This window comes from Gilliamella intestini (genome assembly GCF_900094935.1).
Classification (GTDB): Bacteria; Pseudomonadota; Gammaproteobacteria; order Enterobacterales; family Orbaceae; genus Gilliamella; species Gilliamella intestini.
The window spans coordinates 1-26241 of record NZ_FMBA01000019.1; the positions used below are offsets into that span (position 1 = coordinate 1).

A 26241-nucleotide genomic window follows, 5' to 3' on the forward strand; every position below is an offset into this window, starting at 1 on the left:
ATAAATCAAAAATATCCTCCGCATTTAGCTCAATTCAGACGGAGGACATTTCAAGTTATTTTATAAAAACGTAAAAATTTGTTCTTTAGGTAGGCGTGATTTTGGTCGATGCGCATTGCCGTCATTTTCGGCTCGATAGCCTAATGTGGCTACAATAATACTTTTAAGCCCTTTGCTTTTGAGGTCTAAAATATCGTCCATTTTTTGCGCATCATATCCTTCAATGGCCGTTGAATCGATACCAATTGCCACTGCTGCAAAAAGCAGTTGTCCCAATGCTAGATAAGCTTGTTTACTTTCCCAACACTGTTGCAATTCGGATGTTGCGCTATTGAGCTTTACAAAGTGCCGACGACCTTGAGCTTGTGCTTGCTTAAGATCGGTTGAAGGGTATCTACCGTCTTTATCTTCTTGATTGAGTAGGTTAACTAGATGGGCTTCGTCTAATGGTGTTTTAATACAAAAGACAATAGTGTGCGAGGCGCCAGTCACTCTTGGTTGATTAAATTCAAGTATAGCCGGTAAAATTTTATTTTTTGCCGCGTCGTTATCTATAACATAAAAATGCCATGGTTGTGAATTAACTGATGATGGGCTGTTTCTTAAAACAGTTAATAATTGTTCAATCTTATCAGCAGGAATCTTTTTTGTTGGATCATATGTTTGGTAGTGTAGCGTTTTTGAGAAATATCAACTATGTTCATTATTATGCCCTCGTGAGTTATTCTTTTCACCATTATAATTCGGTTTCATTATGTCTCAACTTATTATTTTAATAGATTTGTCAAATAGTGAAGCAATACTTATTCGCATTGAGTACTTTATTTTAATAAAAATAGAATACATTAAGATTGACTGCAAATAATCATTGACACCACTAATATCATTTGGTAAAAATATCATCAGTTTTAGTCTATATTAATTACAATTAAAATAGAGATTTTTATGTTTGTTAACTATTTATCACTCGACCTCAGCCTCCTCCTCGCATCAACTTGCGCGGATAGCTTGTGTGTGGAGTAAGAAGAAGTAGTTAAATAAACAACTCAACAAATTAACAAGAACCCGCGCTAAAGTGCGGGTTTTTTGTTTTTTTAACTTGAAATACCGAGATACCGCTAAAATATATAAAAGGAAAAACAATGAGCGATCAAGTCATTATTTTTGATACAACGTTACGCGATGGTGAACAAGCATTACAAGCAAGTTTGAGCGTTAAAGAAAAGTTACAAATAGCGCTTGCTTTGGAGCGAATGCGGGTCGATGTGATAGAAGTTGGCTTTCCTGTTTCATCTCCCGGTGATTTTGAATCAGTCCAAACGATTGCTAAGACCATTAAAGATAGCTGTGTTTGTGCATTGTCTCGTTGTGTTGATAAAGATATTGATGTTGCTGCCGAGGCATTAAAAGTTGCAGATCAGTTTCGAATTCATACTTTTATGGCAACATCAACCTTACATGTTAAGGATAAATTAAAAATGACATTTGATGATGTCATTGAAAGAGCTGTGCACTGTATTAAACGTGCACGTAATTATACTAATGATGTGGAGTTTTCTTGTGAAGATGCAGGCCGTACCCCAATTGATAACTTATGTCGTATCGTTGAAGCAGCAATTAAAGCAGGGGCAAGAACGATCAATATTCCAGATACTGTCGGTTATACTGTCCCTTATCAATTTGGTGGCATTATTCGTACCCTATTTGAACGTGTCCCGAACATTGATCAAGCGATTATCTCTGTTCATTGTCATGATGACTTGGGCATGTCGGTGGCTAACTCGATTAGCGCGGTTCAAGAAGGTGCTCGGCAAATTGAAGGTGCGATGAATGGTTTAGGCGAACGTGCGGGTAATACCGCACTTGAAGAAGTTATTATGGCGATTAAAGTTCGTCAAAATATCTTAAATGTTCACACAAATATCAATCACCAAGAGATTTATCGTACCAGCCAAATTGTTAGCCAAATTACTAATATGCCAATTCCGGGTAATAAAGCAATTATTGGTAGTAACGCTTTTGCCCACTCCTCAGGAATTCATCAAGATGGGGTTTTAAAAAATCGTGAAACTTACGAAATTATGACCCCTGAATCAATCGGATTAAATCAAATCCAATTAAATTTAACCTCTCGTTCAGGACGAGCCGCCGTTAAACATCGTTTAGAAGAACTTGGTTATCACGATAAAGATTATAACTTAGATCAAGTCTATGAGGCATTTTTAGAATTAGCTGATAAAAAAGGCCAAGTATTTGATTATGATTTAGAGGCATTAATATTTATCAATCAATTAAAAGATGAAAAAGAACATTATGTTTTGGATTATTTTAATGTTCAATCAGGTTCGACGGTTGTTTCAACCGCTTCGGTTAGCTTGTTAATTGGTGATAAAAAGTATTCTGATGCTGCAACAGGTAACGGTCCTGTTGATGCTGTTTATCAAGCTATCAACCGTATTACTGGCGAGCCTATTTCGATTGTAAAATATCAGTTAGCTTCTAAAGGACAAGGTGAAAATGCTTTAGGACAAGTTGATATTGTTGCCGAATATAAAGGTCGTAAGTTCCATGGTGTTGGGCTTGCAACCGATATCGTTCACTCATCGGCTTTGGCTTTAATTAATGTATTGAATAATGTGTATAGAGCAAATCAAGTTGCACAAGAAAAACAAAAATTACATCATGACTAAAAGATAATTTGTTTTGCCGTTTAACAGCAAAACATGAAAATTAATTTAGATTGTAAAGGAATAAAAAATGTCACAAAACTACCATATTGCAGTACTTCCCGGCGACGGTATTGGCCCTGAAGTAATGAGACAAGCCTATAAAGTATTAGATGTTATCCGCCAAAAATATCAGCTTTCTATTACTACTAGTGAATATGATGTGGGCGGCGCAGCAATTGATATTCATGGTTGTCCATTACCTAATGAAACACTTGAAGGCTGTGAAAAAGCTGACGCTATTTTATTTGGTTCAGTGGGTGGTCCTAAATGGTCTAATTTACCACCTGAAAAGCAACCTGAACGTGGTGCGTTATTACCACTACGTAAACACTTCAAATTATTTGCTAATATGCGCCCTGCTCGTTTATATCAAGGCTTAGAAGATCTTTGCCCATTACGCACCGATATTGCCCAGCGTGGATTTGATATTTTATGTATGCGCGAATTAACTGGCGGTATTTATTTTGGATTACCTAAAGGACGTGAAGGTAGTGGTGCTCAAGAAAAAGCATTTGATACTGAAGTTTATCATCGTTTTGAGATAGAGCGTATTGCAAAAATGGGGTTTGAAGCCGCACGTTTACGTCGCAAAAAAGTAACTTCAATTGATAAAGCCAACGTATTACAAACCTCAATTTTGTGGCGTGAGGTGGTTAATGAAGTAGCTAAAAACTATCCAGATATCGAGCTTGAGCATATGTATATCGATAATGCCACAATGCAACTTGTTAAAGATCCGTCTCAATTCGATGTTATTTTATGCTCAAATTTATTTGGAGATATATTATCCGATGAATGTGCCATGATAACTGGTTCAATGGGGATGTTGCCTTCTGCTAGTCTTAATGAACAAGGCTTTGGCTTATATGAACCTGCTGGTGGTAGCGCACCTGACATTGCTGGCAAAAATATTGCTAATCCTGCTGCACAAATTTTGTCATTAGCCTTGTTAGTCCGTTACAGCTTTAAACGTGATGATATTGCCTCAGCTATCGAAACAGCAGTAAATAAAGCATTAGAGCAAGGCTATCGTACTATCGATCTTGCACAAAAAGAACAAGCCGTTTCAACTGATGAAATGGGAGACATTATTTGTAAGCTTATTTAATTGAATTAGTCGTATTAGATGTGTAGTAAAAGGATATTGAAGTATGCAGAATAAACTGCTCGTTGTATCCTTTTTAATTCAATTGATTATAGTATTAGTAAATAATGTCAAAGATTCAAACTAATACCAGTTGTAAAAAATAATAAGGAATCTGCAATGTCAAAAACACTGTATCAGAAATTATATGATGCGCATGTCGTTTATGAAGCTCCAAATGAAACGCCTATTTTATATATCGATCGCCATTTAGTGCATGAAGTAACTTCACCACAAGCGTTTGATGGTTTACGAGCTATGAACCGTAAAGTACGTCAACCACACAAAACATTTGCAACAATGGATCATAACACTTCAACAAAAAGTAATGATCTTAGCGCATGTAGTGAAATGGCTCGCATTCAGCTAACTGAGCTGGCAAAAAACGCCAAAGAGTTTGGGATTTCGTTATATGATTTGCAAAGCCCATTACGTGGTATTGTCCATGTAGTCGGCCCTGAGCAAGGTATGACTTTACCGGGTATGACTATTGTGTGTGGTGATTCACACACTGCTACACATGGTGCATTTGGTGCATTAGCTTTTGGTATTGGTACTTCCGAAGTTGAGCATGTGCTAGCAACTCAAACCTTAAAACAAGGTCGAGCTAAGACCATGAAAATTGAAGTTAAAGGGCAAGTCGCTGAAGGCATTACGGCCAAGGACATTATATTAGCTATTATTGGTAAAACCACTAGCGCTGGCGGTACAGGTCATGTAGTTGAGTTTTGTGGTGATGCTATTAAATCATTATCAATGGAAGGGCGCATGACGTTGTGTAATATGGCAATTGAAATGGGAGCTAAAGCTGGCATAATTGCGCCAGATGAAGTGACTTTTGAGTACTTAAAAGGTCGTCAATTTTCACCAAAAGGTGAAGACTTCGACAAAGCGGTTGCTTATTGGAAAACGCTAAAAACCGACGAAGGTGCACATTTTGATACAGTTGTGACGTTAGAAGGAAAAGATATCGCACCACAAGTCACTTGGGGAACGAATCCTGGTCAAGTAACTTCAATTGATGCAACAGTACCGAATCCTAATGATTTTGCTGATCCTATTGAAAAACACTCTGCAGAGCGTGCATTAACTTATATGGGATTAACCGCTGGTACCAAAATGACTGATATTAAGATCAATAAAGTGTTTATTGGTTCTTGTACAAACTCACGTATAGAAGATTTACGAGCTGCTGCGCAAATTGCTAAAGGCCGTAAAGTAGCTGAAGGTGTGCAAGCGTTGGTCGTTCCTGGCTCAGGACCAGTAAAAGAACAAGCTGAAGCCGAAGGATTAGATAAAATTTTTATTGAAGCAGGTTTTGAATGGCGCTTACCAGGTTGCTCTATGTGTCTTGCAATGAATGATGATAAATTAGCACCGGGAGATCGCTGCGCATCAACCAGTAACCGTAATTTCGAAGGTCGCCAAGGGCGCGATGCAAGAACCCATTTAGTTAGTCCTGCTATGGCAGCTGCCGCAGCAATTACTGGTCATTTTACTGATATTCGCAAACCATTTTAAGGAGACTTGTCATGGCTAAATTTACAAAACATACCGGATTAGTTGTTCCTTTAGATGCGGCTAATGTCGATACAGATGCAATCATTCCAAAACAGTTTTTACAGAAAGTAACACGCACTGGATTTGGTAAACATGCCTTTCATGAATGGCGTTTTTTAGATGATGCTGGTGAGCAACCTAATCCTGAATTTGTTTTAAATAAATCACGCTATAAAGGTGCTAGTATTTTACTTACGCGTGAAAATTTTGGTTGTGGATCATCGCGTGAACATGCCCCTTGGGCGCTTGCCGATTATGGGTTTAAAACTATTATTGGTTCAAGTTTTGCCGATATTTTTTACAATAACTCATTTAACAATCAGTTATTATTGGTTAATTTATCCGAAGAAGATATCGATGAGCTGTTTAAAATTGTCGAAGCCAATGAAGGCATTGAATTTACCATAGATTTAGTTAATGAAGTGGTCATTGCCGGCGATAAGCAATATTCATTTAAAATTGATGCTTTTAAACGTCATTGCTTGTTAAATGGGTTAGATAATATTGGCTTAACCTTACAACATGAAGAAGCAATTAGCGACTTTGAACATAAAATCCCTTCATTTTTAGCTTAACTTTAACTTTTGGGCGCTTATTTGCGCCCAATAATGAGAATCGACAATGGCAACACATCATGACAATGTAAAACAGCAGTTTGGCGAGCAAGCCAATGCCTATTTAACTAGCAAAGTACATGCTCAAGGGCCTGATCTTGAATATTTATCTAATCTACTTATATCGCATTCCGAGGCAAACCTACTTGATATGGGATGTGGTGCAGGCCATGTCAGTTTTATTGCGGCAAAATATGTTAAACATGTTACAGCCTATGATCTTTCAAATGAAATGTTATCGGTTGTAGCGCAAACAGCAAAAGAGCGCAATTTACAAAATATAACCGTTAAGCAAGGTTATGCTGAATATCCCCCTTTTGATGATAATCAATTTGATATTGTTGTTAGTCGTTATTCAGCTCATCATTGGCATGATGTAGGCAAAAGTATTCGACAGCTTCATCGAATAACTAAAGCTGGCGGTAAATTAATTATTATGGATGTTGTGTCACCAGGTCACCCTGTATTAGATATTTGGCTACAAACCGTTGAAGCCATGCGTGACACCTCACATGTTCGTGACTATACCCCAGGTGAGTGGTTAACCTTTTTAACTGAAGCGGGTTTCGTCATTAATAATATAACTCGTCATCGTTTAACACTCTCTTTTGATACATGGGTTAAACGAATGCGTACTCCTGAACAGTTGATTGAAGCGATACGAATTTACCAAGAAACAGCAGCCGACGATACAAAAAAATATTTTGAACTTCAAGCAGATGGTTCTTTTACTACGGATATGATGATTATTGAAACTGAAAAAGTTATCTAAAACGATCCGTTGTCATAAACAGCTTTACATTTAAAGCTGTTTTCGTTGACTTGATGGTGGAATTGATAAGGCTTCACGGTATTTTGCTACGGTGCGACGTGCAATAATAATACCTTGTTCTTCAAGCATCGAAACTAATTTACTATCACTTAATGGCTTTTTACTATTTTCTGCCGATATATATTTTTTAATTAATGCTTGGATAGCAGTAGATGAAACCTCACCGCCTGAATCATTATTGACATGACTTGAGAAAAAGAATTTAAGTTCATAAATTCCGCTTGGACAATGCAGATATTTTTGAGTTGTTACACGAGAAATGGTCGATTCATGCATATCAATGGCCGTTGCAACATCAGACAAAATCATTGGCTTCATGTATTCAGCACCGTGTTCAAAAAAGGCTTGTTGATGCTCAACAATAAATTGGCTAACCTTTAATAAGGTTTCATTACGATTTTCGATACTTTTAATAAACCAATTGGCCTCTTGCAAATGCGAGCGAATATATTGACTATCACTTTCATTTGCTATCTTCTCCATTGCTGCATACTGCTGATTGATACGTAGATTTGGCATTGTGTCATTATTCAATTCAACAATCCATTTTCCATTCAATTTTTTGACTAACACATCAGGTAGTACATAATCGGGGGGCGTTGTATTTATTGATTCACCTGGATAGGGGTGTAAATGTTGAATAAAATTGACTGCTTCTTTTAACTGTTCATCACTAGCATTTAATACTTTTTTTAAGGTTCTATAATCACGGCTAGCTAATAAATCTAAATATTGATTAATTATTTGATTAACAAAAGGTGGAGGGGATAAATTTTGAATTTGGATAGATAAACATTCTTGTAGCGATCTTGCACCAACACCAATAGGGTCAAAATGCCAAATACGCTTTAAAACAGTTTCAACTTCATTAAATTCAATCTCATCATTACCTTGTTCTTCTAAAATCTCATCTAACGAAACGGTCAAATAGCCTCGTTCATCAATCGCTTCTATAATTGAAATGGCTATTGCTCTATCTGTATCACTAAAAGGCGTTAGCTCTAATTGCCATTCTAAATAATCATGTAATGTTTCGTGAGTTTCGCCTTGATAGATAGGCAATTCATCATTACGATAATCTGAGTTAGTTCCAGATGGAGTTCCTGCACTATAAATATCATCTAAAGATGCATCAAGTGGAATATTATCAGGTATTTCTTGGCTATCTAGTGCTTCACGCGTGTCAATGTGTTCAATTTCGTCGTGTTGTTCAACGTTAATTTCATCATATTGATCGGCAATTTCAAGTAATGGGTTATTTTCTAAAGCGGTTTGAATTTCTTGTTGAAGTTCTAAAGTTGACAACTGGAGTAATCGAATCGCCAATTGTAATTGTGGTGTCATCGAAAGCTGTTGCGAAACTTTCAGTTGTAAACTTGGTTTCATCATAACCTAAATTCATTTCCTAAGTAGACTCGTTTTACATATTCATTACTTAAGATATCACTAGGTGAACCTTCAGCAATTAAATGTCCTTTATTGACAATATAAGCACGTTCACAAACATCTAATGTTTCACGCACATTGTGATCGGTTATTAATACACCCAATCCACGATCACGCAAATGTTTAATGATACTTTTGATATCAATGACTGAAATAGGATCGACACCTGCAAAAGGTTCATCAAGCAGAATGAATTTTGGATTTGCCGCTAATGCTCTGGCAATTTCAACTCGTCGTCTTTCGCCACCCGATAACGATTGCCCTATGCTGTCACGAATATGCGTAATATGGAACTCTTCAAGTAGTTCTTCGGCACGATTGATTTTTTCATTTTTATCAATATCTTTGCGCGTTTCTAAAATTGCCATAATATTATCAATTACAGACAATTTTCTAAAAATAGACGCTTCTTGCGGTAAATAACCAATGCCTTTTTGAGCTCGCTCATGTAAAGGTAAAATACTGATATCATGATCATCAAGATAAATTTTACCAGCATTTAATGTCACTATACCAACCACCATATAAAACGTAGTGGTTTTACCTGCACCATTGGGTCCCAATAATCCGACAATCTCACCTGAATTAACTGTTAAACTGACATCTTCAACAACACGTCGTTTTTTGTATACTTTGGCTAGATTTTCTGCTTTTAAAATTGGCATTTTATTTATTCGTCCCTTTAACTTGATTTGGGATGATAGTGCTTTTTACTCGCCCATTTTTACCAGACTGTGCAAGTATTTGCTGTTTTTTAACATCATAAGTGATCTGATTACTAATGATATGATTATCTTGCTGAAATAACTCAGCATTACCTTGTAAAACAACATTATTTTGTTTTACATTGTAAATTACTTGAGCAGAATGACCTGTTACAATTTTATTTTTTTCTGGCAAAATTTGCTTATAATTTACAGGATTACCATAGGCTGTAATTTTTTGTTTTTCAGTATCTTGCATATCGGTAATAACAACTTTATCAGCATTTATGGTTAACCCATCTTGAACAATGATAACATTACCAATAAACGTAATTATATTTTTTTCAATATCAATGTGTTGATTATTCGCATCAATTGTAATGGGTTTATTATCAGCAAATATTTTATGTTCTTCTTTAGTGTCTGTAGGTTGCTTAGAAGGTTCATTTGCAAAACTACTCAAAGAGATAGGTAATAATAAAATTAATGAAAAAACAGTTTGTTTTAGCGAACTCATGTTTTATTTTGCCTCAGTATTATAATATGTTTTTACATTTTCAAGTATATTAGCTGTTTTTGTATGCAAATCACTGGCTAAGCCAATACCTGTTGAATAAAACCCTACCCCGTAAATGATGACAGGATCTTTTGATGTAACTAGCTGTGAAGTTAAATCTATCACTGCATTATCTGTTTTTACTTGCTTTAATTGAGCGTCTTTTGTCAAATTATCTAACTGAACATCCTGATAAAGGTAAAGATGTTTATCATTCGTTAATGTCGCTTTTTTAGCTTTAATATGCCATGTTGCTAAATGATCTTGATCATAAAACGTAAAATTAGGTAAATCAAATTCAGTATTGTCTGAATTATCAAAATGCCTAACATGACTAGACTCAATTTTATAGACTAATTCACCTGATAAGTCATAAATATCTGTTAACATATCATCACTTTGATAAATCGGCTTATCTAATGTATTTGGGATAGATTTGCTTGCAGAAGCATCCCCTTTTTGATAATTGTAATAAACACCGATAACAATAATAATAAGTAAAAGGCAGATCAGATTTTTTTTATTCATAACATATGTTATATCACATTAATAAGAAGTTATTATTTAGAATGTCCAACATTTTATATATTTTACTTTATTTTTTATTAAATTAATATCGAACATTAAAAGAAGTTAAATTGTTTTGTGGTGATAATTCACAAATATTTACATGAGAAATTCGCGATGAAGCAGGTCCACCGTTTTCAATCCATTGTATTAACTTCGCTATTTGTGAACTGTCACCTTGTGCAATAATTTCAACATTACCATTATCTAAGTTTTGAACATAGCCGACTAAACCAAGCTTTTGGGCTTGTTGATAAGTAAAAAATCGAAATCCAACACCTTGAACAAGACCACTAATATCTATTTTAACTTTTTTAATCATTTTATAATTCCTATTTTGTTTTAAATTGTAAGCTTAATTTTACATACATGAATAATAATATTTTTATTATTCGATTAAATTCTATTTTTTTAATAAAAATAAATGATTATAATTAATAATATACAATTAAAATAATGGAAATAAACATGTTATTGAAATATAAAAAAGGGATCCTTTGGCTTTGGTTATTATCAGTGTTAAGCTACTATACACTTAATTCATGTGCTTTTGCCAATATTGAAATTAATAAACAAGAAATAGGAAAAGTCATTGATGAATTTAATGGTGTGAAAGTCTATTATAACGGCAGTATTTATAATGTAAGTGGAAGAAATATTGCTAAAGACGGCTATAACTTAGGCCTTAAATATCAATGTGTTGAATTTATCAAACGTTATTATTATCAGCGCTTTAACCACAAAATGCCTAATAGTTATGGGCATGCAAAAGATTTCTTTGATCCATTAGTTGCTGATGGCAAAATTAATCGACAACGCAATTTATTACAATTCCACAATGGCTCACCAACAAAACCAAAAGTTGAAGATATCATTATTCTTAATTGGACAAGTTACGGACATGTTGCAATTGTAAGTAAAGTAACCGATAACGAAATTGAGATTGTGCAACAAAATTCGGGACCAAATGCAAACAGTAGAGCAACTTTTCCTTTAATCTTTAAAGATGGGAAATGGATAATAGAGAATTATGGCGTTTTAGGTTATTTACGTAAAATGTAATATAATTAATAAGTTATTAAATAATATTATCCCCAAATACATAGATTAATAAAAATAGCTTAATAGATCCTCAGGTTCAAGCAGCATGATTTTGTTTTTAATAGGAAAATATTTATAACAATATAATAGGAAAATAAATTCTAATAATGAAAAATATAATATTATTCAAATACAAAAAAACACTATTTTTTTTCTTCATCATTTTATCTGTATTTAGTGGTTATGCTTTTTATCAATATGTGTATCTTGATATGCAAGTTGATAAAGATAAAATAGGCACAGTTGTTGATCAATTCAATGGTGTTGATGTTTATTATAATGGTAGTACTGGTAATGTTAGTGGTCGTAATCTAACTAAAGACGGCTATAACTTAGGTCAAAAGTACCAATGTGTTGAATTTATTAAACGTTATTATTATCAACGTTTTAATCACAAAATGCCAGATAGTTATGGTCATGCTAAAAGTTACTTTGATGAATCAATTCCTGATGGTCAACTTAATCCTAAACGTAATTTATTACAATTTCATAATGGTTCACCAACTAAACCACAAGTTGACGATATCATTGTTTTTGGTTTTTCAAAGTATGGGCATGTCGCTATCATTAGCAAAGTAACAGATGATGAAATTGAGATTGTTCAACAAAATCCGGGGCCAAAAGCAAGCAGCCGTGCCACTTATCCTCTCATATTTAAAGATGGAATTTGGAAAATAGATAACTTTCGTGTTTTGGGGTATTTACGTAAAAATAAATAATTGCCTACATCTGAGTAAACTACAATAACAAGTGGCATAAGAACAGAAAATATGCAAAATAATAATTCAGATCGTTAATGAAGATTAATCAACAAACCATTCATTCTTCTGTTTTGATACTATTTTTATAGTCTCCAAAATAGCCGATAAATGTTCATGTTGAGCTATTACTGCAAGATCTGGATCATGATTTTTTAAAGCTACTAAGATTTTTTCATGCTGTTTAACAAGATCTTCGGGAGGCGAAATTTCTTCTAATGAAAGAAATCTTACGCGATCCATCATAGCTTTAATATTTTCAACCGTTTCCCATGCCATTTGGCAGTCTATTGCATTCATTAAAATTTGGTGAAATTCATCATCTTTTTCTAGAAAATATTGAATATTCTTATGTTTATTGGCCTCTTTTTGTTCATCAATATTTTTTTGCAGTAATAAAATATCTGAGTCATTAATTTTTAATGCGGTTTGCCTAATAATTGCACATTCAACAGCATCACGAATAAATTGCCCATCCATCACTTTTTTAATCGATATTTTTGTGACAAATGTTCCTCGTTGAGGAAGAATTTGCACTAGTCCCGCTTCGGCTAATTTAATGAACGCTTCTCTAACCGGTTGCCTTGAAACACTAAATTGACTAGAAATCTCTTTTTCTGACAGTAAAACACCAGGCAATACTTGACAAGTAATAATCGCTTTTCTTAATTTACGATAAATTTGTTGATTAACGGGTTCTGAAATATTCAAGTCGGCAGATTTAAACATATATCATTCTTATGCAAGGAACAAAATAAGGGAGAATAGTAGGATATTTTTAGGTATAAGAAAAGTTTTTTTGATTGGAATGGCAACACATTTTCAAACAAAAAAATTAAGGGGTAAGTGTTTTTTAAATTCAACAGAAGGCAAGTAGCCTAACGAAGAATGTAATCGTTTATGATTATACCAATAAGCATAAGCCGAAAAAGCGCGTTGTAACTCAGCCGCTTAGTTGAAACGTTGGCCTTTTACAAATTCCGTTTTAATAGTTTTAAATATCGCTTCCGCTACCGTTTGTCATTAGGTTAAATCCGCAACAACAATTTGTTTTTCATCACCTACATCAAATTGCCATTGCAGGTGATTTTTGTCAATTTTTGATTGATTCGCTGGTTATCACGCAGTTTATCTAAACAAACATTTATCTAACAAACAAAGACAGTAGGATTTTTGTTAAAAAGTTTCAGGAGTGTACTACGTTTATGTATAAAAGCAATAAAAATCAAATGGATATTAATGGGAAAATATTCTCTAGTTTGCTGTTTTGTTTCATTTTTAAGTAAAGGTAAACCTTTGGTATCAACGTGTAGTATTTCACCCGGATAGGTTTTGTTATAGCGTTTAGCTTGCCGTCTTAATTTATCTTCAATAGATTTTAATGGTAGGGCAACTGACCATAAAGCGTTTAGCCAAATTAGTGACCGTTATTTTTTCTTTATGATATAAGGGCCATATCGCTTGTCTGTGATAAGGCGTAGTTTTGTTTGTTTATGTATATTCATTACATTAGTTTCTCAAATTACTGTAAACAACGCGAGGAATTTCTACAATTTGTTTGGAAGGTAATGCGACAGTTGTTAATGGTGGAAAGCTAACTTCACTAAATTCATTATTATTTCCATTTTTTCTTTTTCTTTTTTAAATACTCTTTTGGGCTTTCTAACCAGGATATTGGAAAAAGATAAATAATTAGAAATATACTTGCTGATAATAAAAGAGGACCATAATCTTGATTAGAACGAACGATACGTTCGAGTTCACATGCAATTATAATTTGAACAGCTGCAGCAACATAATTAAAAACCAACATAATGCACCTTTGCCATTTCAACTTTTTATTATATTGATAATCACTTATTGTATATTTTCTAAAACGATAAGAAATCATAATAGGCAAAATTGAGAAAAAGTAATACGCAATGTAAATCAATATAATCATCTGTGTTATTTCTCTAGTAGTTAATGGTGGAAAGCTAACTTTACTAAATCCATTATTATTTCCATTTTTTCTTTTTCTTTGTTAAATACTCTTTTGGGCTTTCTAACCAGGATATTGGAAAAGGATAAATAATTATAAATATACATGCTGATAATAAAAGAGGACGATAATCTGGATTAGAAGGAACGATACGTTCAAGTTCACCTGCAATTATAATTTGAACAACTGAAGCAACATAATTAAAAAACAACATGATGCGCCTTTGCCATTTCAACTTTTTATTATATTGATAATCACTTATTGTATATTTTCTAAAACGATAAGAAATCATAATAGGCAAAATAGAGAAAAAGTAATACGCAATGTAAATCAATATAATCATCTGTGTTATTCCTGTTATTCAATAGAACCTTCTTCAATATGGCCATCAAAATATTGCCGATATATAGTACCATCCAAGCGCGTGCACAATGAATAATTAGGTTGGTCATCAGCATCAGATTCTCGACCTGTAACACGTATTACTATTGCACAACTATCTACAATTTTCTCTATATTATCAATCTGTTCCGGTTTTGAAATATATAGATTTGTCTCACTACTTTCATTATCTTTAACTAATATATTTTCAGCCTCTTGATAAATTTCATATAATGATATAGCATCACTCAATAGTTCATAACTTAACAACCATTTATTCATCTGTTTATATGCTTGTATCAAATCCTTTCTACCATAATAAAATAATTTGAATTTAGCTGGATTAGCACGATTGTATTGATTAATTGCAAAACTTTTATCAATTTTAGGAACTAATTTAAGTTTACCATGTACGGATATACCGATATCAACTAAATCATAAGCCAAAGAACCTGCCTCTTTAGACATTCCCAATCTTTCAGCCGCATTTTGATACACTGATTTTAAAAAGCCATCTTCATCAGTTATCCCTTCTTGAATACTATTAACTCCATGCGCTACTACATATGAGCCAAGTATACAACCCCCACCAGTTGAGCACATTGCAACCCCCATCCTCATCAAGCCAAAACCACCTAAAACACTTAGTCCCCGACCTACCCAGTGCAGGCTTTGATCCAATAAACTCTTTTCTTCAGATTTTATCGCTTCTGAGCCTTGTTCATAACTCATCGCTCCGCTTTCCACTTGATTTACAATGCGCGTGGCGAAATCATCAACATTGTTAATGAAATCTTGTTTTATATCATCATGGTAAAGGTGTTTTTCACAAACTTCATGCGCACAATCAAGTAAATTTTGAGCGTCAAGACGAATCTTTGTTTTCTCTTCATTTGGTGCTACTAATGAATTAATTTGTGTGTGAATATCATTTTGCGCGATTGTTGAAAATGTATTATTAATAGGATTTGACTTATTTGTATAATATGAGGTTGCCACATCAACAAATATCAGACTTTTGGTTGCAATAATTCGATTAACACCTATAGGCCGACAACCACAAGCAATAATACACCCATCATAAGCAGCTGGTTTGCCATCAATGATTAGTTTATCAGTCCCCTCAATAATTTTTCCAGAACTTTTACACTTAGGACATGAAGCATAATCCCCTAAACAGGCTATAGCATCGAGATGGTTAAAAGCTAGAACTGACGACGAAATAACTTTACCACCGGTTGTAGTATCATCACCCATTACAGCAATTTTTTTACTCATTACAATCTTTCCATTTAACAAACTTTAAACAATTAATACTATATCAAATAAATTAAAAAACCAACGGAAAAACTGTAGCCATGCGATTTTTATAGCAGTAAATTTATTTTAACTTACCGAAAAATAACACAATAACTTATTTACAATACCTAATCAGCTTTGGAACGTTGGATAACGCAAGCAAGCCAAAGTGGCTCATTTAATCATTTAAAACAAAAGATAATCGCAGTCCGCAAGAACAAGAGTTAACCACTTCAACTAAGTGGCTGAGTTACAACGCGCTTTTTCGGCTTATGCCTATTGGTACAATCATAAACAATTACATTCTTCGTTAGGCTACTTGCCTTCCGTTGAATTTAAAAAACACTTACCCCTTAATTTTTTTGTTTGAAATGTGTTGCTATTTCAATAAAATAAATATAGAAAGGTTATTTGTACTAAATTGAAGTCAAATAAAAAGTGTAACGCCATTGCAGGCAATTACACTTTACTGTTATTAATTATGTTAGTTTTGTTAGTAATGCTTTAAAAAAATTTTTCTAACTGTTTTACTGACTGTTTAGCACCAATATCTCGCAAAGATAAATAAGCTTTAGTCACTTGCTCAACAAAATATTGATTGTTAGGTAGATCATCGCCAAATACATGTGATAATGATAATAACGATTTTACCCGTTCTTGATTATCTTGACTGTTTGCTACTAGCTCTTTTAACTTATCAGCAATTGGATCACTTATTTCAATCATCTTACCAGCATCATCTTTTCCGCTTACATAGCGCATCCAAGCAGCAATACCTAAAGCTAAGCAATCAAATGGTGTGTTATTTGCCAAATGAAAACGGACTGAATCAAGCATGCGTTGAGGTAATTTTAAGGTACCATCCATGGCTATTTGCCAAGTACGATGTTTTAAACCTGTATTACGATAACGATCAAGCAACGAATCGGCATAAGCCTGTAAATCAACGCCTTTTACTCGTAGTGTGCTTGCTTGTTCATTTATCATCAAATGCCTTGCAGCTTTCACATAATTAGGATCTTGCATGCATTCATCAATATGTAAGTAACCTGCTAAATAGCCTAAATAAGCTAAAAATGAGTGACTACCATTTAACATACGTAGCTTCATCTCTTCATAAGGCAATACATCACTAACAAGTTCAGCGCCAGCTTTTTGCCATTCTGGTCTGCCGGCAACAAAGTTATCTTCAATAACCCATTGCTTAAATGGCTCACCGGCAATACCCGCCGGATCTTCAATACCACCCAGTTGTTTTTGGATTTTTTCCATGGTTTCAGGTGTCACCGCAGGTACAATTCGGTCAACCATCGTTGATGGGAATGTCACATTTTGGTCGATCCAACTAGCCAAACTTGGATCACGCTGTTTGGCTAACGCCAAAACGACATTCCGCGTTACATGGCCGTTTTCTGGCATATTATCGCAAGACATAACTGTAAACGGTTTTAAACCTTTTTCTTTACGTAAACGTAATACCTCAACGATCAGACCCGGAACAGTTTTCGGTTTAGTTGGGTTTTCAATATCATGTTTAATTAGTGCATTATTGGTATCAATTGATGCCGTTGCAGGTAAATGGCAATAACCTTTTTCGGTAACAGTGATTGACACAATAGCAATTTCAGGACGTGTCATAACCTCTAATATTTTTGCAATACCATCAATATCAGCATGTAATGCCTCTTTGGCAACCCCGACAACCCGCGAATTCCAATTATCATAAGCCATTTCACACACACTAAATAGATAATCTTGCTGCTTTAAATCTTCAATTTGTTTTTCACCGCCAATTAAATTAACTTCACAATATCCCCAATCACTTCCATATTTTGCTGCCAAAATGTCAGTAAAAACAGCTTGATGAGCACGATGAAAAGCACCAAAACCAAGATGAACTATTTTAGTTTTAAGCTTATTTCTATCATAGTTCGGTACAACTACCTCTTTAGGTAGTTGTGATAAAGTTTTAGTTGATAGTTTCATTATATTTTCCTTCAAAACCTTAAATTATAATGCTGCATCATTTAAATTAGATAAATCACGATCTTTAACTTCTGGCATAAAAATCGCTGATACCAAACCAATACAAGAATAAACAATGATCATAACAACAATAGGCCACCAATCATTGACAATATTACAGAAAATTCCGGCTAATAAAGGACCAAATCCAACTGCAATAAGACCTCCTGCTTCTTTAGATATCGCCATTTGAGTAAAGCGATTACGAGCACCAAACATTTCAGCCATAGTAATATTTTCTAGCGCAAATAACCCTAGTACTGCAATATTATGAATAATAATTAAACATAACATTATAGTACTAACTGAATTACTTTTATCAACAACAATAGATAGCATTGGATAAGCAAGAATAATTGAAGAAACAGTTAAAATAATATACGGAATTCGTCGCCCAATTTTGTCAGATAACCATCCTAAAAAAGGAATAGTGACAAATCCAACAATCGAACTAATCATTAAAGCATCTGTCGGTATACCTTTTTCAAATAATAAAGCCTGCACCAAGTAACCTGCTAAAAAAGTTTGAATTAACCCTGAGTTTCCTGCCTGTCCGAAACGTAAACCAGTTGCTAGCCAAAATGCTTTACTTTTTATCATTTCAACTAATGAAATGTGTTTGATTGGTTGTTTATCATTAATTGATTGGTTATTTACATCATTAACACCATCAAATACAGGGCTTTCTTTTAAGTTCATTCTAAGCCATATGGCAAAGATCATAACGATCGCACTTACAAGAAAAGGTACTCTCCATCCCCATGCAACTAGTTGTTGTTTATCTAATAAAAAAAACATAACTGCCCAAATTGCGGTAGCACTCAATGTACCGCAATTAGTGCCCATTGCAACTAATGAAGAAATAATTCCTCTTTTTCCTATAGGAGCATATTCTGCAAGCATAGTGCCCGCCCCTGAAATTTCAGCACCAGCCCCCAAACCTTGAACTATACGTAAGAGAACCAACATTAAAGGAGCTAAAATACCTACTTGAGCATAAGTTGGTAATACACCAATTAGTGTTGTACAAATACCCATCATGGTAATTGTAATAAATAATACTTTCTTTCTACCAATTGCATCGCCCATTCGTCCAAAGATAAAAGCACCAACAATTCGGGCAATGTATCCTGCCCCATAGGTTCCCATAGCTAAGATTAGTGCCATAATTGCCGATTGTTCAGGGAAAAATATTTCACGAAATACTAGTGCAGCACCTAAAGAATATAATTGAAAATCCATAAATTCTAATGCTGTTCCAAGCCATCCTGAAATAGCGGCTTTAACCAAATCCGATGTATTTCTTTCACATTTTTTATTTCCTATATTATTCATGATGTTACTCGCTTTTTATTTTATATATAAAATACCAACTACTAGACAAAGCAAAGCAAAACACTAACTAAAAGTTAATAAAACTTTGCAACACTGTTTTTGATCTTTTTCGAAAGTTTCAATTGCTTGAACTACTTTCGAATAATCAAATTGATGAGTAATAAGTTTTTTAGGATCAACTAATTTTTTTGTTAACCAATCAATGACTACAGGGAATTTATTTGCATTTAATCGAGATGAAAAAATAGATAATTCTTTGCTAGTAATGCCTTGTTGAGTTATCTGACAGGCATCACCTGAGAATCCCATAATCAAGATTCTTGCTGCTGGTGATGCAATACTAATTGCTTCTTGCAAAATGGAGGGATGACAGGCTGCATCTATAATAACTGTCGGTTTAATACTAAGCTTATCTAGCTCATCTTTTAAAGATAAAGAAGTGTTGTTTATTACTCTGTCAGCACCACTAATTTTTGCCATATCTAAACGTTCTTCAATCCTGTCAACAACAATGACCTCTTTAACGTTATAGACGCCTTTTAACGCTTGTACTGACGTTAGTCCCATTGGACCTGCACCATAAATTAATGCAATATCATTTTCAGTTGGTTTTAAATAACTGGTTGCATTTGCTGCAATAGTAAATGGTTCAATCATCACGGCAAACTCATCACTAATTTCATCTGGGATAATATAAGCATTTTTACTTGGAACTACCGCATACTGACTAAATCCCCCATCACGATGAACACCTAATACAGTAAGAGATGTACAGACATTCGGGCGGCCAATAGAACAAGGATAACAATGTCCACAACTAATTACTGGATCAACAGAAACACGTTCACCAATTCTTGATTGATCAACCCCCTCACCAACTGCATCAATCACACCAAAAAACTCATGTCCAATTACTCTTGGATATTTAGCAAAAGGATTATGACCGCGATAAATATGACTATCTGAACCACAAATACCTGCTAATTTTACTTTTACTCTAACTTCTCCTGATTTAGGTTGAGGAACTTCACGTTCCTCAATTACTAATTCATTGGGTTGTTTGATTACAATACTTTTCATATGACCTCCTATAAATTTACCAATTCCACAACGTACCATCTTCTAAACGAGCAACTGGTAAATAAGCTGGGTTGTAGGGATATTTTGCTGCAAGTTTTTCGTCAAAATCGATACCTAGGCCTGGTTTGTCGCTTGGATGCATATAGCCATCTGTAAAGGTCCAATTTGGTGAAAAGACTTCTAGCATTTGCTGTGAATACCCCATAAATTCTTGCACACCAAAATTAGGTACCCACATATCAAAATGTAGCGCTGCTGCATGACAAATTGGAGATAAATCAGAGGGTCCGTGAGATCCTGTTCTCACTTGATAAAGAGCAGCAAAATCAGCAATACGGCGCATATGGGTAATACCACCTGCATGAGTAATTGTGGTTCGTATATAATCAATTAATTGCTCTTGAATCAGTTGTTTGCAATCCCAAATGCTATTGAACACTTCACCGACTGCAATTGGTGTGACAGTATGTTGACGAATTAAACGGAAACATTCTTGATTTTCAGCAGGTGTTGGATCTTCCATCCAAAACAGCCTGTAATCTTCAATACTTTTGCCAAAACGAGCCGCTTCGATTGGTGTTAAACGGTGATGCATGTCATGCAGTAAATGCTCATTAAAACCAAATTTACTTCGCACGGCATCAAACAATTTAGGCATAAAATCAAGATACTTCTCGGTTGCCCAACATTGTTCTTCAGGATAATTCCCTCTTGTTGCTGGTTCATAAGCTAAGTTTTTCCCTTTACTTTGACCATAAGTCGTTTTCATACCGGGAATACCGCATTGCACACGAATAGCTTTAAAGCCCATTTCTTTATGTTTAGCGTAATCATCAAGTGCTTCATCAATACTGGCTCCAGTTGTGTGGCAATACACCATAACCCCTGTTCGTGATGCACCACCTAGTAGCTGGTAAAGAGGCATATTAGCCAATTTTCCTTTGATATCCCAAAGCGCCATATCTATGGCCGAAATAGCTGACATGGTAACTGGACCACGTCGCCAATACGCACCTTTATAGAAATATTGAAAGATATCTTCAATTTGATGAGGATCTCTTCCTATAAGTTGTGGGCAAAGATGATCTTTAAGATAGGATGCTACAGCTAATTCTCGACCATTAAGTGTTGCATCACCAACACCATAAACGCCTTCATCGGTAGTGATTTTTAATGTAACAAAATTCCGACCTGGACTACATACAAATACTTCTGCTTTTATAATTTCCATTTAAAACCTCTTTTATAAATTTAAGCATGATAAAAATAGCGGGATAAATACTACCATACAAGTAGAGTTGTATTCTTTTGTGAGATTTATCACAGAAAAAGAGGGTTTTTGTTAAAAAATTTCAGGTAATACTGTGTTTCAGTATAAAAAAGGAAATAAAAAGATAGAAAACTAGCAATCATATCTGCTTTTAACTGTATTAACGGTATAATAGCTCCAGTTATGGCTAGAATTTGGCTGTTACCGGTGCTAGTGGTTTTAAAACAATACGCTATGTAATTAATGGACTGTATTTTGATATTATTAATAGATAATTATGATTCTTTTACCTTCAATATTAACGATTATTTGTGTCAAGTTGGCGCAGAAGTTAAAGTGATTAAAAATGATGAAATGACAATTGATCAAATAAAAGAGCTTAGCTTTTCTAAAATTATCATTTCGCCTGGTCCAAGTTCCCCAATCAATGCCGGAATATCACTTGCAGCTATTGCCCAATTTAGTCATATTTGCCCAATATTGGGAGTTTGTTTAGGGCATCAAGCGATTGCTCAATATTATGGTTATAAGATCATCAAAGCACCAACACCTATGCATGGAAAAGTCGATGAAATAACACATGATGGTCAAGGCGTGTTTAAAGGGATCAAAAGCCCGCTTTCGGTAGTTCGTTATCATTCATTAATTGCTTGTGATAATCCTTTATCTAAGGACTCTCAATTAATCGTAACTGCTCGAAACAATCAAGGATTGATTATGGGATTACGTCACAAAAAGTTACCCATAGAATCTGTTCAATTCCACCCTGAAGCAATAAAAACCGAATTCGGTTTACAAATGATTAATAATTTTGTCCATGAGCAATATTAAAATGAAAATTCATATTGATTTTGAAGGTCAACATAAATATTTTAGCAACCCAATAAAAGTTTTGGCTACAAATGATTATTCTTTAATTAAACAACAATTGGATGAAATCGAAAAATTCACGCAACAAGGCTATTATGCAGTTGGGTATCTCGCTTATGAAAGTGCAATGGGGTTCAATCGTGAAAATAAGACAAAACAGAATTATGATTTGCCGCTATTGGTATTTGGTATTTTTGATAAATTTTCTAGCGTTGAGCAAAAACATGTAGAAATAAGTAATTACACTCCACCAACTTTTGATTTGATAAGCGATACCTCAATAGAGGAATATAATCAAAAAATTAACTTTATTCGATCACAAATTGAATCAGGTAATACTTATCAAACCAACTATACGATTCAATTTACTACTCCATTTAATGAAAGCGCTATTGATTATTACCAATTTCTGCAAAAAAACAATCAAGCTGATTATTGCGCCTATCTTGAATTTGACGATTGTTATATTTTATCGATTTCACCAGAATTATTTTTTAAATTAGATAATAAAATTATTACCACAAAACCAATGAAAGGAACTACTGCTCGAGGATTAACTAATCAACAAGATAAGCAACAATTAGAGTCTTTATTTTCTGAAAAAAACCAAGCTGAAAACATGATGATTGTTGATTTATTGCGTAATGACTTAAGTAGAATTTCTAAACCAGGGTCTGTGACTGTACCTAAATTGTTTTCAGCTGAAAAATATCCCACCGTTTGGCAATTGACCTCTAAGATTCAAGGTGAATTGAAAGAAGATGTTAATTTATATCATATTTTTCAAGCACTATTTCCTTGTGGATCAATAACTGGAGCGCCTAAAACCAGTACAATGCAAATTATTGCAGATATTGAAAACTCACCACGTGGAGTTTACTGTGGAACAATTGGTTATATTGAACCATATATGAACAAAGCTATATTCAATATCCCAATTCGCACATTAACCATACATAATCAAAAAATGCGTTATGGTGTTGGTGGGGGGATCACTTGGGATTCAACCTCACAAGATGAATATAATGAGATTTTAGCTAAAACAGCAATTTTAACTCGTACCACTTCTTTTCCCAAATATATCATTGAATCATTATTGCTTGAAAAAGGACAATTTTTCTTATTGGAAGAACATTTAAGCAGACTTTCTCAATCGGCTGATTATTTTGATTTTAACTATGATATCAATGCAATTAAGTTGCAACTTATTAAGTTAGCAAATGCAACTAATAAAAATATTGAAAATATCTATAAAGTCAGAATTTTACTGCAAAAAAATGGGCTATATACCATTAGCGAGAATATAATTAACTCGCCAATGCAGATCAATGAAATCGAATTTGCAAAGCAGAGCGTTCATAACCAAAACGTATATTTGTATCATAAAACGTCTAACCGGGAGCATTTTCCTAATTTAATTACAGGAAAAGAATATATTAATTTTAACCAACACAATGAAATAACTGAATTTGTTAACGGTAATCTGGCATTGCGGATTAATGATCAATGGATTACCCCTAAAAAAGAATCGGGATTGCTAGCTGGCACCATGCGGCAATTTTATTTAGATCATAATCAATTGTTAGAAAAAACGATTTTAAAAGATGAGCTTTTAAAAGCCGATAAAATTGCATTTATCAATAGTGTTCGCAAATGGATAGAAATTGATGACAAGGTTTTTAATGAGTTCAAAAAATCGTTAAGAACAATCACCGTTTAAGTTTAGACATTCCGCCAACATTATGACGGAATGTTATTATAGCTCTAAAGTTTTACTGAATTTGCAAAGTCTAGTTCTTCATCTTGCCAACCTTTAGATAGCGCTTTAACTAAAGCACTATATCCATTGGATTCTAAAGGAACATGGCGTTCAAATGGTTTTGTTTCAATATTATTTTTACTATCAGCAATCACCCATCGTCCTTTGATGATCGCATCGCCAGTATAACTGCCATGAAAGCCATCGATAAATAATTTTACTGTTAATTTTGGTGTTGTAATTGATTGACTAGATACTAAATAATTAGGCAATAAAATAGTTAAATCTTGCGATAACCTCTCTTGAAGTTGCTGAGATAGCGTTGAGGCCCATAAATTTTGAGTTGCCGTTTCATATGTAATATTGTCTGTTTGTAATACTATACCTGGCTTATTTAAAAAACTCGCAACATCAATCGATTCAATCCAAATAAAACGATTATTCGTTTTTATTTTTTGCGAGACTGAACTCTGTAAATTACTAGTTAGTTGAAAATAGCTTTTACTTGGGTTGTTAGCTGAACAACCGACTAATATAGCTAGTAATGGCATAAATATGACTGTAAGTAACTTTTTATATATTTTGTTCATCATTTTTTACCTTTTGCTTTAGGCTCTTGATCTTTCTTCGCTGGAGCAGAAAAAATCAGTGCATTGCTCTTATCATTGAGAGTGTTAAGTAATGGAGTTAGTTCATCCATCATCTGTTGGGCTTTTTGTAAACTTTCTTTCATTTGATTGTTTAATTCAGAACCCGGTTGTAACCCTTTTAATGTTTTATTTAATGAACGTAATGTTTTTTGCAGATCTTTTGGCATATTCTGCATCTCTTTACTTGCCATAATTCGATTTAATGAATCCATTAAGCGTTGGCTTGAAGCAAGAGATTGATTAAGCTGTGATACCGTATTATTAATAGGCAAATTATTAAAATTATCTAATAATTGCATAACTTTTGATTGAATTTGCGCAATTCCAGTTGAGGTCGCCTCAATCGTGTCGTAACCAAACTGTTTTGCCATTTTTGGATCATATTTATTTTTCAAATCAGGGTAAAAATCAAGATCTATATACATAGCACCTGTGAACATGTTTGATGTTTTTAATGAAGCTCTTAATCCATTTTCTTGTTCTTTCATAATTAATGCAGCAATATCGACTTTTTCATCAACTAATTCAGACAAACGACCTGGTTCAATTCTAATTAATATTGGTACTTTTTTATTTAAAATTGAGGATTTTTCTAACATCTCTGCAGTATAAAATGGCACTTTAGATACTGTTCCTAACCTAATGCCATGATATTCAACAGGTACGCCTTCTGATAATCCCGATATGGAGTCAGAAAGCATAACAAGGAATTCTTTATATTCAGTATACTGTGAATCTTGAATAGATTTTTTATCTTCATATAATGTATAAACTGCATTTTGCTCAGCAGGTGCACCTAATTTGGAGCCTTCAGGTAAATCAAAACTAATTCCTCCAGACATTAATACATCCAGAGAAGGAACATCTAAACTTGCCCCTCGAGATGAAAGCGTTAAATTGATACCTCCTTCTTTCCAAAATCGTACATTTTGTGTTACTAACACATCATAAGGTTTAGTAATAAAAATTTGATATTTCATTTTCCGCGATTCAACATCAAATTCCGAAGTCTCCACATTACCTACACGATAACCATGAAACATAATAGATGCACCTCGAGGAATCACACCATTTTGCTCACTTTCTAAATTTAGTCTAATGCCTTTTATACTAGGATCAGACAACGGAGGCGTATCAGAAAGCACAAAAGGTTTATTTTGAAAACTGTGCGTATCGTTCCCTGAAACTAATTCTATATAAACGCCTGATAAAATAGTTCCTAATCCTGTCACCCCATCTCGCCCAATTTCGGGCTTAACAACCCAAAAAATTGAATCATTTTTCAGTAGAGGATCCATATCATTGTAAATACGACCTTTGATTACCACTTGCTTATAATCATCAGATAACGTCACTTCATCAACTATACCGACATCAACACTACGGTTTTTAATTACCGTTTTACCTGCAACAATACCGCTTGCATCTTTCGCTAGTAATGTGAACGAAGTACCTCTATCAGCATAATGAGAGTAGATTATCCAAAGACCAACAATTGCAGTAACAATAGGAATAATCCATATTGCTGAAATAGCTCTAATTTTAATTATTTTTGCCAATTTACTTGATGTTGCCATATT

Annotated in this window: 25 protein-coding genes and 1 pseudogene; 9 read left to right on the forward strand and 17 right to left on the reverse strand. The window is 34.1% G+C overall.

The window, feature by feature from the left end:
* Positions 1-60: 60 nt before the first annotated feature.
* On the reverse strand, positions 61-642 hold the full coding sequence (locus GA0061080_RS06395) for a nitroreductase family protein (protein ID WP_209435757.1): 582 nt from the start codon (positions 640-642) through the stop codon (positions 61-63).
* A 500-nt stretch (positions 643-1142) separates the two neighbouring features.
* Here GA0061080_RS06395 and leuA point away from each other — a divergent pair, with 500 nt between their 5' ends.
* The 5 genes from leuA (at position 1143) to GA0061080_RS06420 (ending at position 6819) form a co-directional block, all read left to right on the forward strand.
* On the forward strand, positions 1143-2690 hold the full coding sequence (gene leuA / locus GA0061080_RS06400; protein ID WP_091122844.1) for a 2-isopropylmalate synthase: 1548 nt from the start codon (positions 1143-1145) through the stop codon (positions 2688-2690).
* Positions 2691-2757: 67 nt separating this feature from the next.
* Complete coding sequence (gene leuB, locus GA0061080_RS06405) at positions 2758-3837, forward strand: 3-isopropylmalate dehydrogenase (protein ID WP_091122848.1); 1080 nt, start codon at positions 2758-2760, stop codon at positions 3835-3837.
* A 156-nt stretch (positions 3838-3993) separates the two neighbouring features.
* On the forward strand, positions 3994-5394 hold the full coding sequence (gene leuC / locus GA0061080_RS06410) for a 3-isopropylmalate dehydratase large subunit (RefSeq protein ID WP_091122852.1): 1401 nt from the start codon (positions 3994-3996) through the stop codon (positions 5392-5394).
* Between the two features lie 11 nt (positions 5395-5405).
* On the forward strand, positions 5406-6008 hold the full coding sequence (leuD, locus tag GA0061080_RS06415; RefSeq protein WP_091122857.1) for a 3-isopropylmalate dehydratase small subunit: 603 nt from the start codon (positions 5406-5408) through the stop codon (positions 6006-6008).
* A 46-nt stretch (positions 6009-6054) separates the two neighbouring features.
* A complete protein-coding gene (locus GA0061080_RS06420) occupies positions 6055-6819 on the forward strand; it encodes a class I SAM-dependent methyltransferase (protein ID WP_091122860.1) in 765 nt (254 codons plus the stop codon).
* 30 nt (positions 6820-6849) lie between these two features.
* Here the strand turns inward: GA0061080_RS06420 and GA0061080_RS06425 are convergent, their stop codons facing one another.
* From GA0061080_RS06425 to yccX, 5 genes are all read right to left on the reverse strand, one after another.
* A complete protein-coding gene (locus GA0061080_RS06425; protein WP_091122951.1) occupies positions 6850-8265 on the reverse strand; it encodes an RNA polymerase factor sigma-54 in 1416 nt (471 codons plus the stop codon).
* Entirely contained in the window at positions 8265-8990 is a 726-nt protein-coding gene (gene lptB / locus GA0061080_RS06430; RefSeq protein WP_091122864.1) for an LPS export ABC transporter ATP-binding protein, read from the reverse strand. The genes GA0061080_RS06425 and lptB overlap by 1 nt, the downstream gene beginning before the upstream one ends.
* A 1-nt stretch (position 8991) precedes the next feature.
* Positions 8992-9546 carry a lipopolysaccharide transport periplasmic protein LptA gene (gene lptA / locus GA0061080_RS06435; RefSeq protein ID WP_091122867.1) on the reverse strand — a complete coding sequence of 185 codons (555 nt, stop codon included), beginning with the start codon at positions 9544-9546 and terminating at the stop codon, positions 8992-8994.
* Positions 9547-9549: 3 nt separating this feature from the next.
* On the reverse strand, positions 9550-10113 hold the full coding sequence (gene lptC / locus GA0061080_RS06440) for an LPS export ABC transporter periplasmic protein LptC (RefSeq protein ID WP_091122871.1): 564 nt from the start codon (positions 10111-10113) through the stop codon (positions 9550-9552).
* An 82-nt stretch (positions 10114-10195) separates the two neighbouring features.
* Positions 10196-10474, reverse strand: coding sequence for an acylphosphatase (yccX, locus tag GA0061080_RS06445; protein WP_091122875.1), 279 nt, complete (start codon positions 10472-10474; stop codon positions 10196-10198).
* Positions 10475-10620: 146 nt separating this feature from the next.
* On the opposite strand from yccX, the gene GA0061080_RS06450 reads away from it, so the two are divergent.
* Together GA0061080_RS06450 and GA0061080_RS06455 are read left to right on the forward strand one after the other, a co-directional pair.
* Positions 10621-11214 (forward strand): CHAP domain-containing protein, encoded by a 594-nt coding sequence (locus tag GA0061080_RS06450; protein ID WP_065635914.1) that lies wholly within the window; start codon positions 10621-10623, stop codon positions 11212-11214.
* Positions 11215-11360: 146 nt separating this feature from the next.
* Positions 11361-11972: a CHAP domain-containing protein gene (locus tag GA0061080_RS06455; RefSeq protein WP_167349194.1), complete on the forward strand. Its 612-nt coding sequence runs from the start codon at positions 11361-11363 to the stop codon at positions 11970-11972.
* 84 nt (positions 11973-12056) lie between these two features.
* On the opposite strand, the gene GA0061080_RS06460 is transcribed toward GA0061080_RS06455, so the two are convergent.
* The 9 genes and pseudogenes from GA0061080_RS06460 to manD form a co-directional block, all read right to left on the reverse strand.
* Positions 12057-12740 (reverse strand): GntR family transcriptional regulator, encoded by a 684-nt coding sequence (locus GA0061080_RS06460; protein WP_091122878.1) that lies wholly within the window; start codon positions 12738-12740, stop codon positions 12057-12059.
* Positions 12741-12833: 93 nt separating this feature from the next.
* A pseudogene (locus GA0061080_RS13120) lies at positions 12834-12947 on the reverse strand (IS3 family transposase); the annotation flags it as partial.
* A gap of 679 nt (positions 12948-13626) precedes the next feature.
* Complete coding sequence (locus GA0061080_RS06470) at positions 13627-13824, reverse strand: hypothetical protein (protein WP_065574218.1); 198 nt, start codon at positions 13822-13824, stop codon at positions 13627-13629.
* Between the two features lie 184 nt (positions 13825-14008).
* Positions 14009-14335 carry a hypothetical protein gene (locus GA0061080_RS06475; RefSeq protein ID WP_091122882.1) on the reverse strand — a complete coding sequence of 109 codons (327 nt, stop codon included), beginning with the start codon at positions 14333-14335 and terminating at the stop codon, positions 14009-14011.
* A gap of 14 nt (positions 14336-14349) precedes the next feature.
* A complete protein-coding gene (locus GA0061080_RS06480; RefSeq protein ID WP_091122885.1) occupies positions 14350-15651 on the reverse strand; it encodes a DUF4225 domain-containing protein in 1302 nt (433 codons plus the stop codon).
* Between the two features lie 525 nt (positions 15652-16176).
* On the reverse strand, positions 16177-17658 hold the full coding sequence (locus tag GA0061080_RS06485) for a mannitol dehydrogenase family protein (protein ID WP_091122888.1): 1482 nt from the start codon (positions 17656-17658) through the stop codon (positions 16177-16179).
* A 24-nt stretch (positions 17659-17682) separates the two neighbouring features.
* Positions 17683-19032, reverse strand: a complete 1350-nt coding sequence (locus GA0061080_RS06490) for an MFS transporter (RefSeq protein WP_091122891.1) — start codon at positions 19030-19032, stop codon at positions 17683-17685.
* A gap of 63 nt (positions 19033-19095) precedes the next feature.
* Positions 19096-20112, reverse strand: coding sequence for a Zn-dependent oxidoreductase (locus tag GA0061080_RS06495; RefSeq protein WP_091122894.1), 1017 nt, complete (start codon positions 20110-20112; stop codon positions 19096-19098).
* A 16-nt stretch (positions 20113-20128) separates the two neighbouring features.
* Entirely contained in the window at positions 20129-21343 is a 1215-nt protein-coding gene (manD, locus tag GA0061080_RS06500; RefSeq protein WP_091122897.1) for a D-mannonate dehydratase ManD, read from the reverse strand.
* A 294-nt stretch (positions 21344-21637) separates the two neighbouring features.
* Between manD and GA0061080_RS06505 the strand changes: the two genes are divergently transcribed.
* Together GA0061080_RS06505 and pabB are read left to right on the forward strand one after the other, a co-directional pair.
* Positions 21638-22213: an anthranilate synthase component II gene (locus tag GA0061080_RS06505; RefSeq protein ID WP_091122901.1), complete on the forward strand. Its 576-nt coding sequence runs from the start codon at positions 21638-21640 to the stop codon at positions 22211-22213.
* A gap of 1 nt (position 22214) precedes the next feature.
* Positions 22215-23972 (forward strand): aminodeoxychorismate synthase component I, encoded by a 1758-nt coding sequence (gene pabB, locus GA0061080_RS06510; RefSeq protein WP_167349195.1) that lies wholly within the window; start codon positions 22215-22217, stop codon positions 23970-23972.
* 44 nt (positions 23973-24016) lie between these two features.
* On the opposite strand, the gene GA0061080_RS06515 is transcribed toward pabB, so the two are convergent.
* Together GA0061080_RS06515 and pqiB are read right to left on the reverse strand one after the other, a co-directional pair.
* Positions 24017-24604 (reverse strand): PqiC family protein, encoded by a 588-nt coding sequence (locus tag GA0061080_RS06515; protein ID WP_091122908.1) that lies wholly within the window; start codon positions 24602-24604, stop codon positions 24017-24019.
* Positions 24601-26238, reverse strand: coding sequence for an intermembrane transport protein PqiB (gene pqiB / locus GA0061080_RS06520; protein WP_091122911.1), 1638 nt, complete (start codon positions 26236-26238; stop codon positions 24601-24603). Before pqiB ends, GA0061080_RS06515 begins: the two co-directional genes overlap by 4 nt.
* Between the last annotated feature and the right edge of the window lie 3 nt (positions 26239-26241).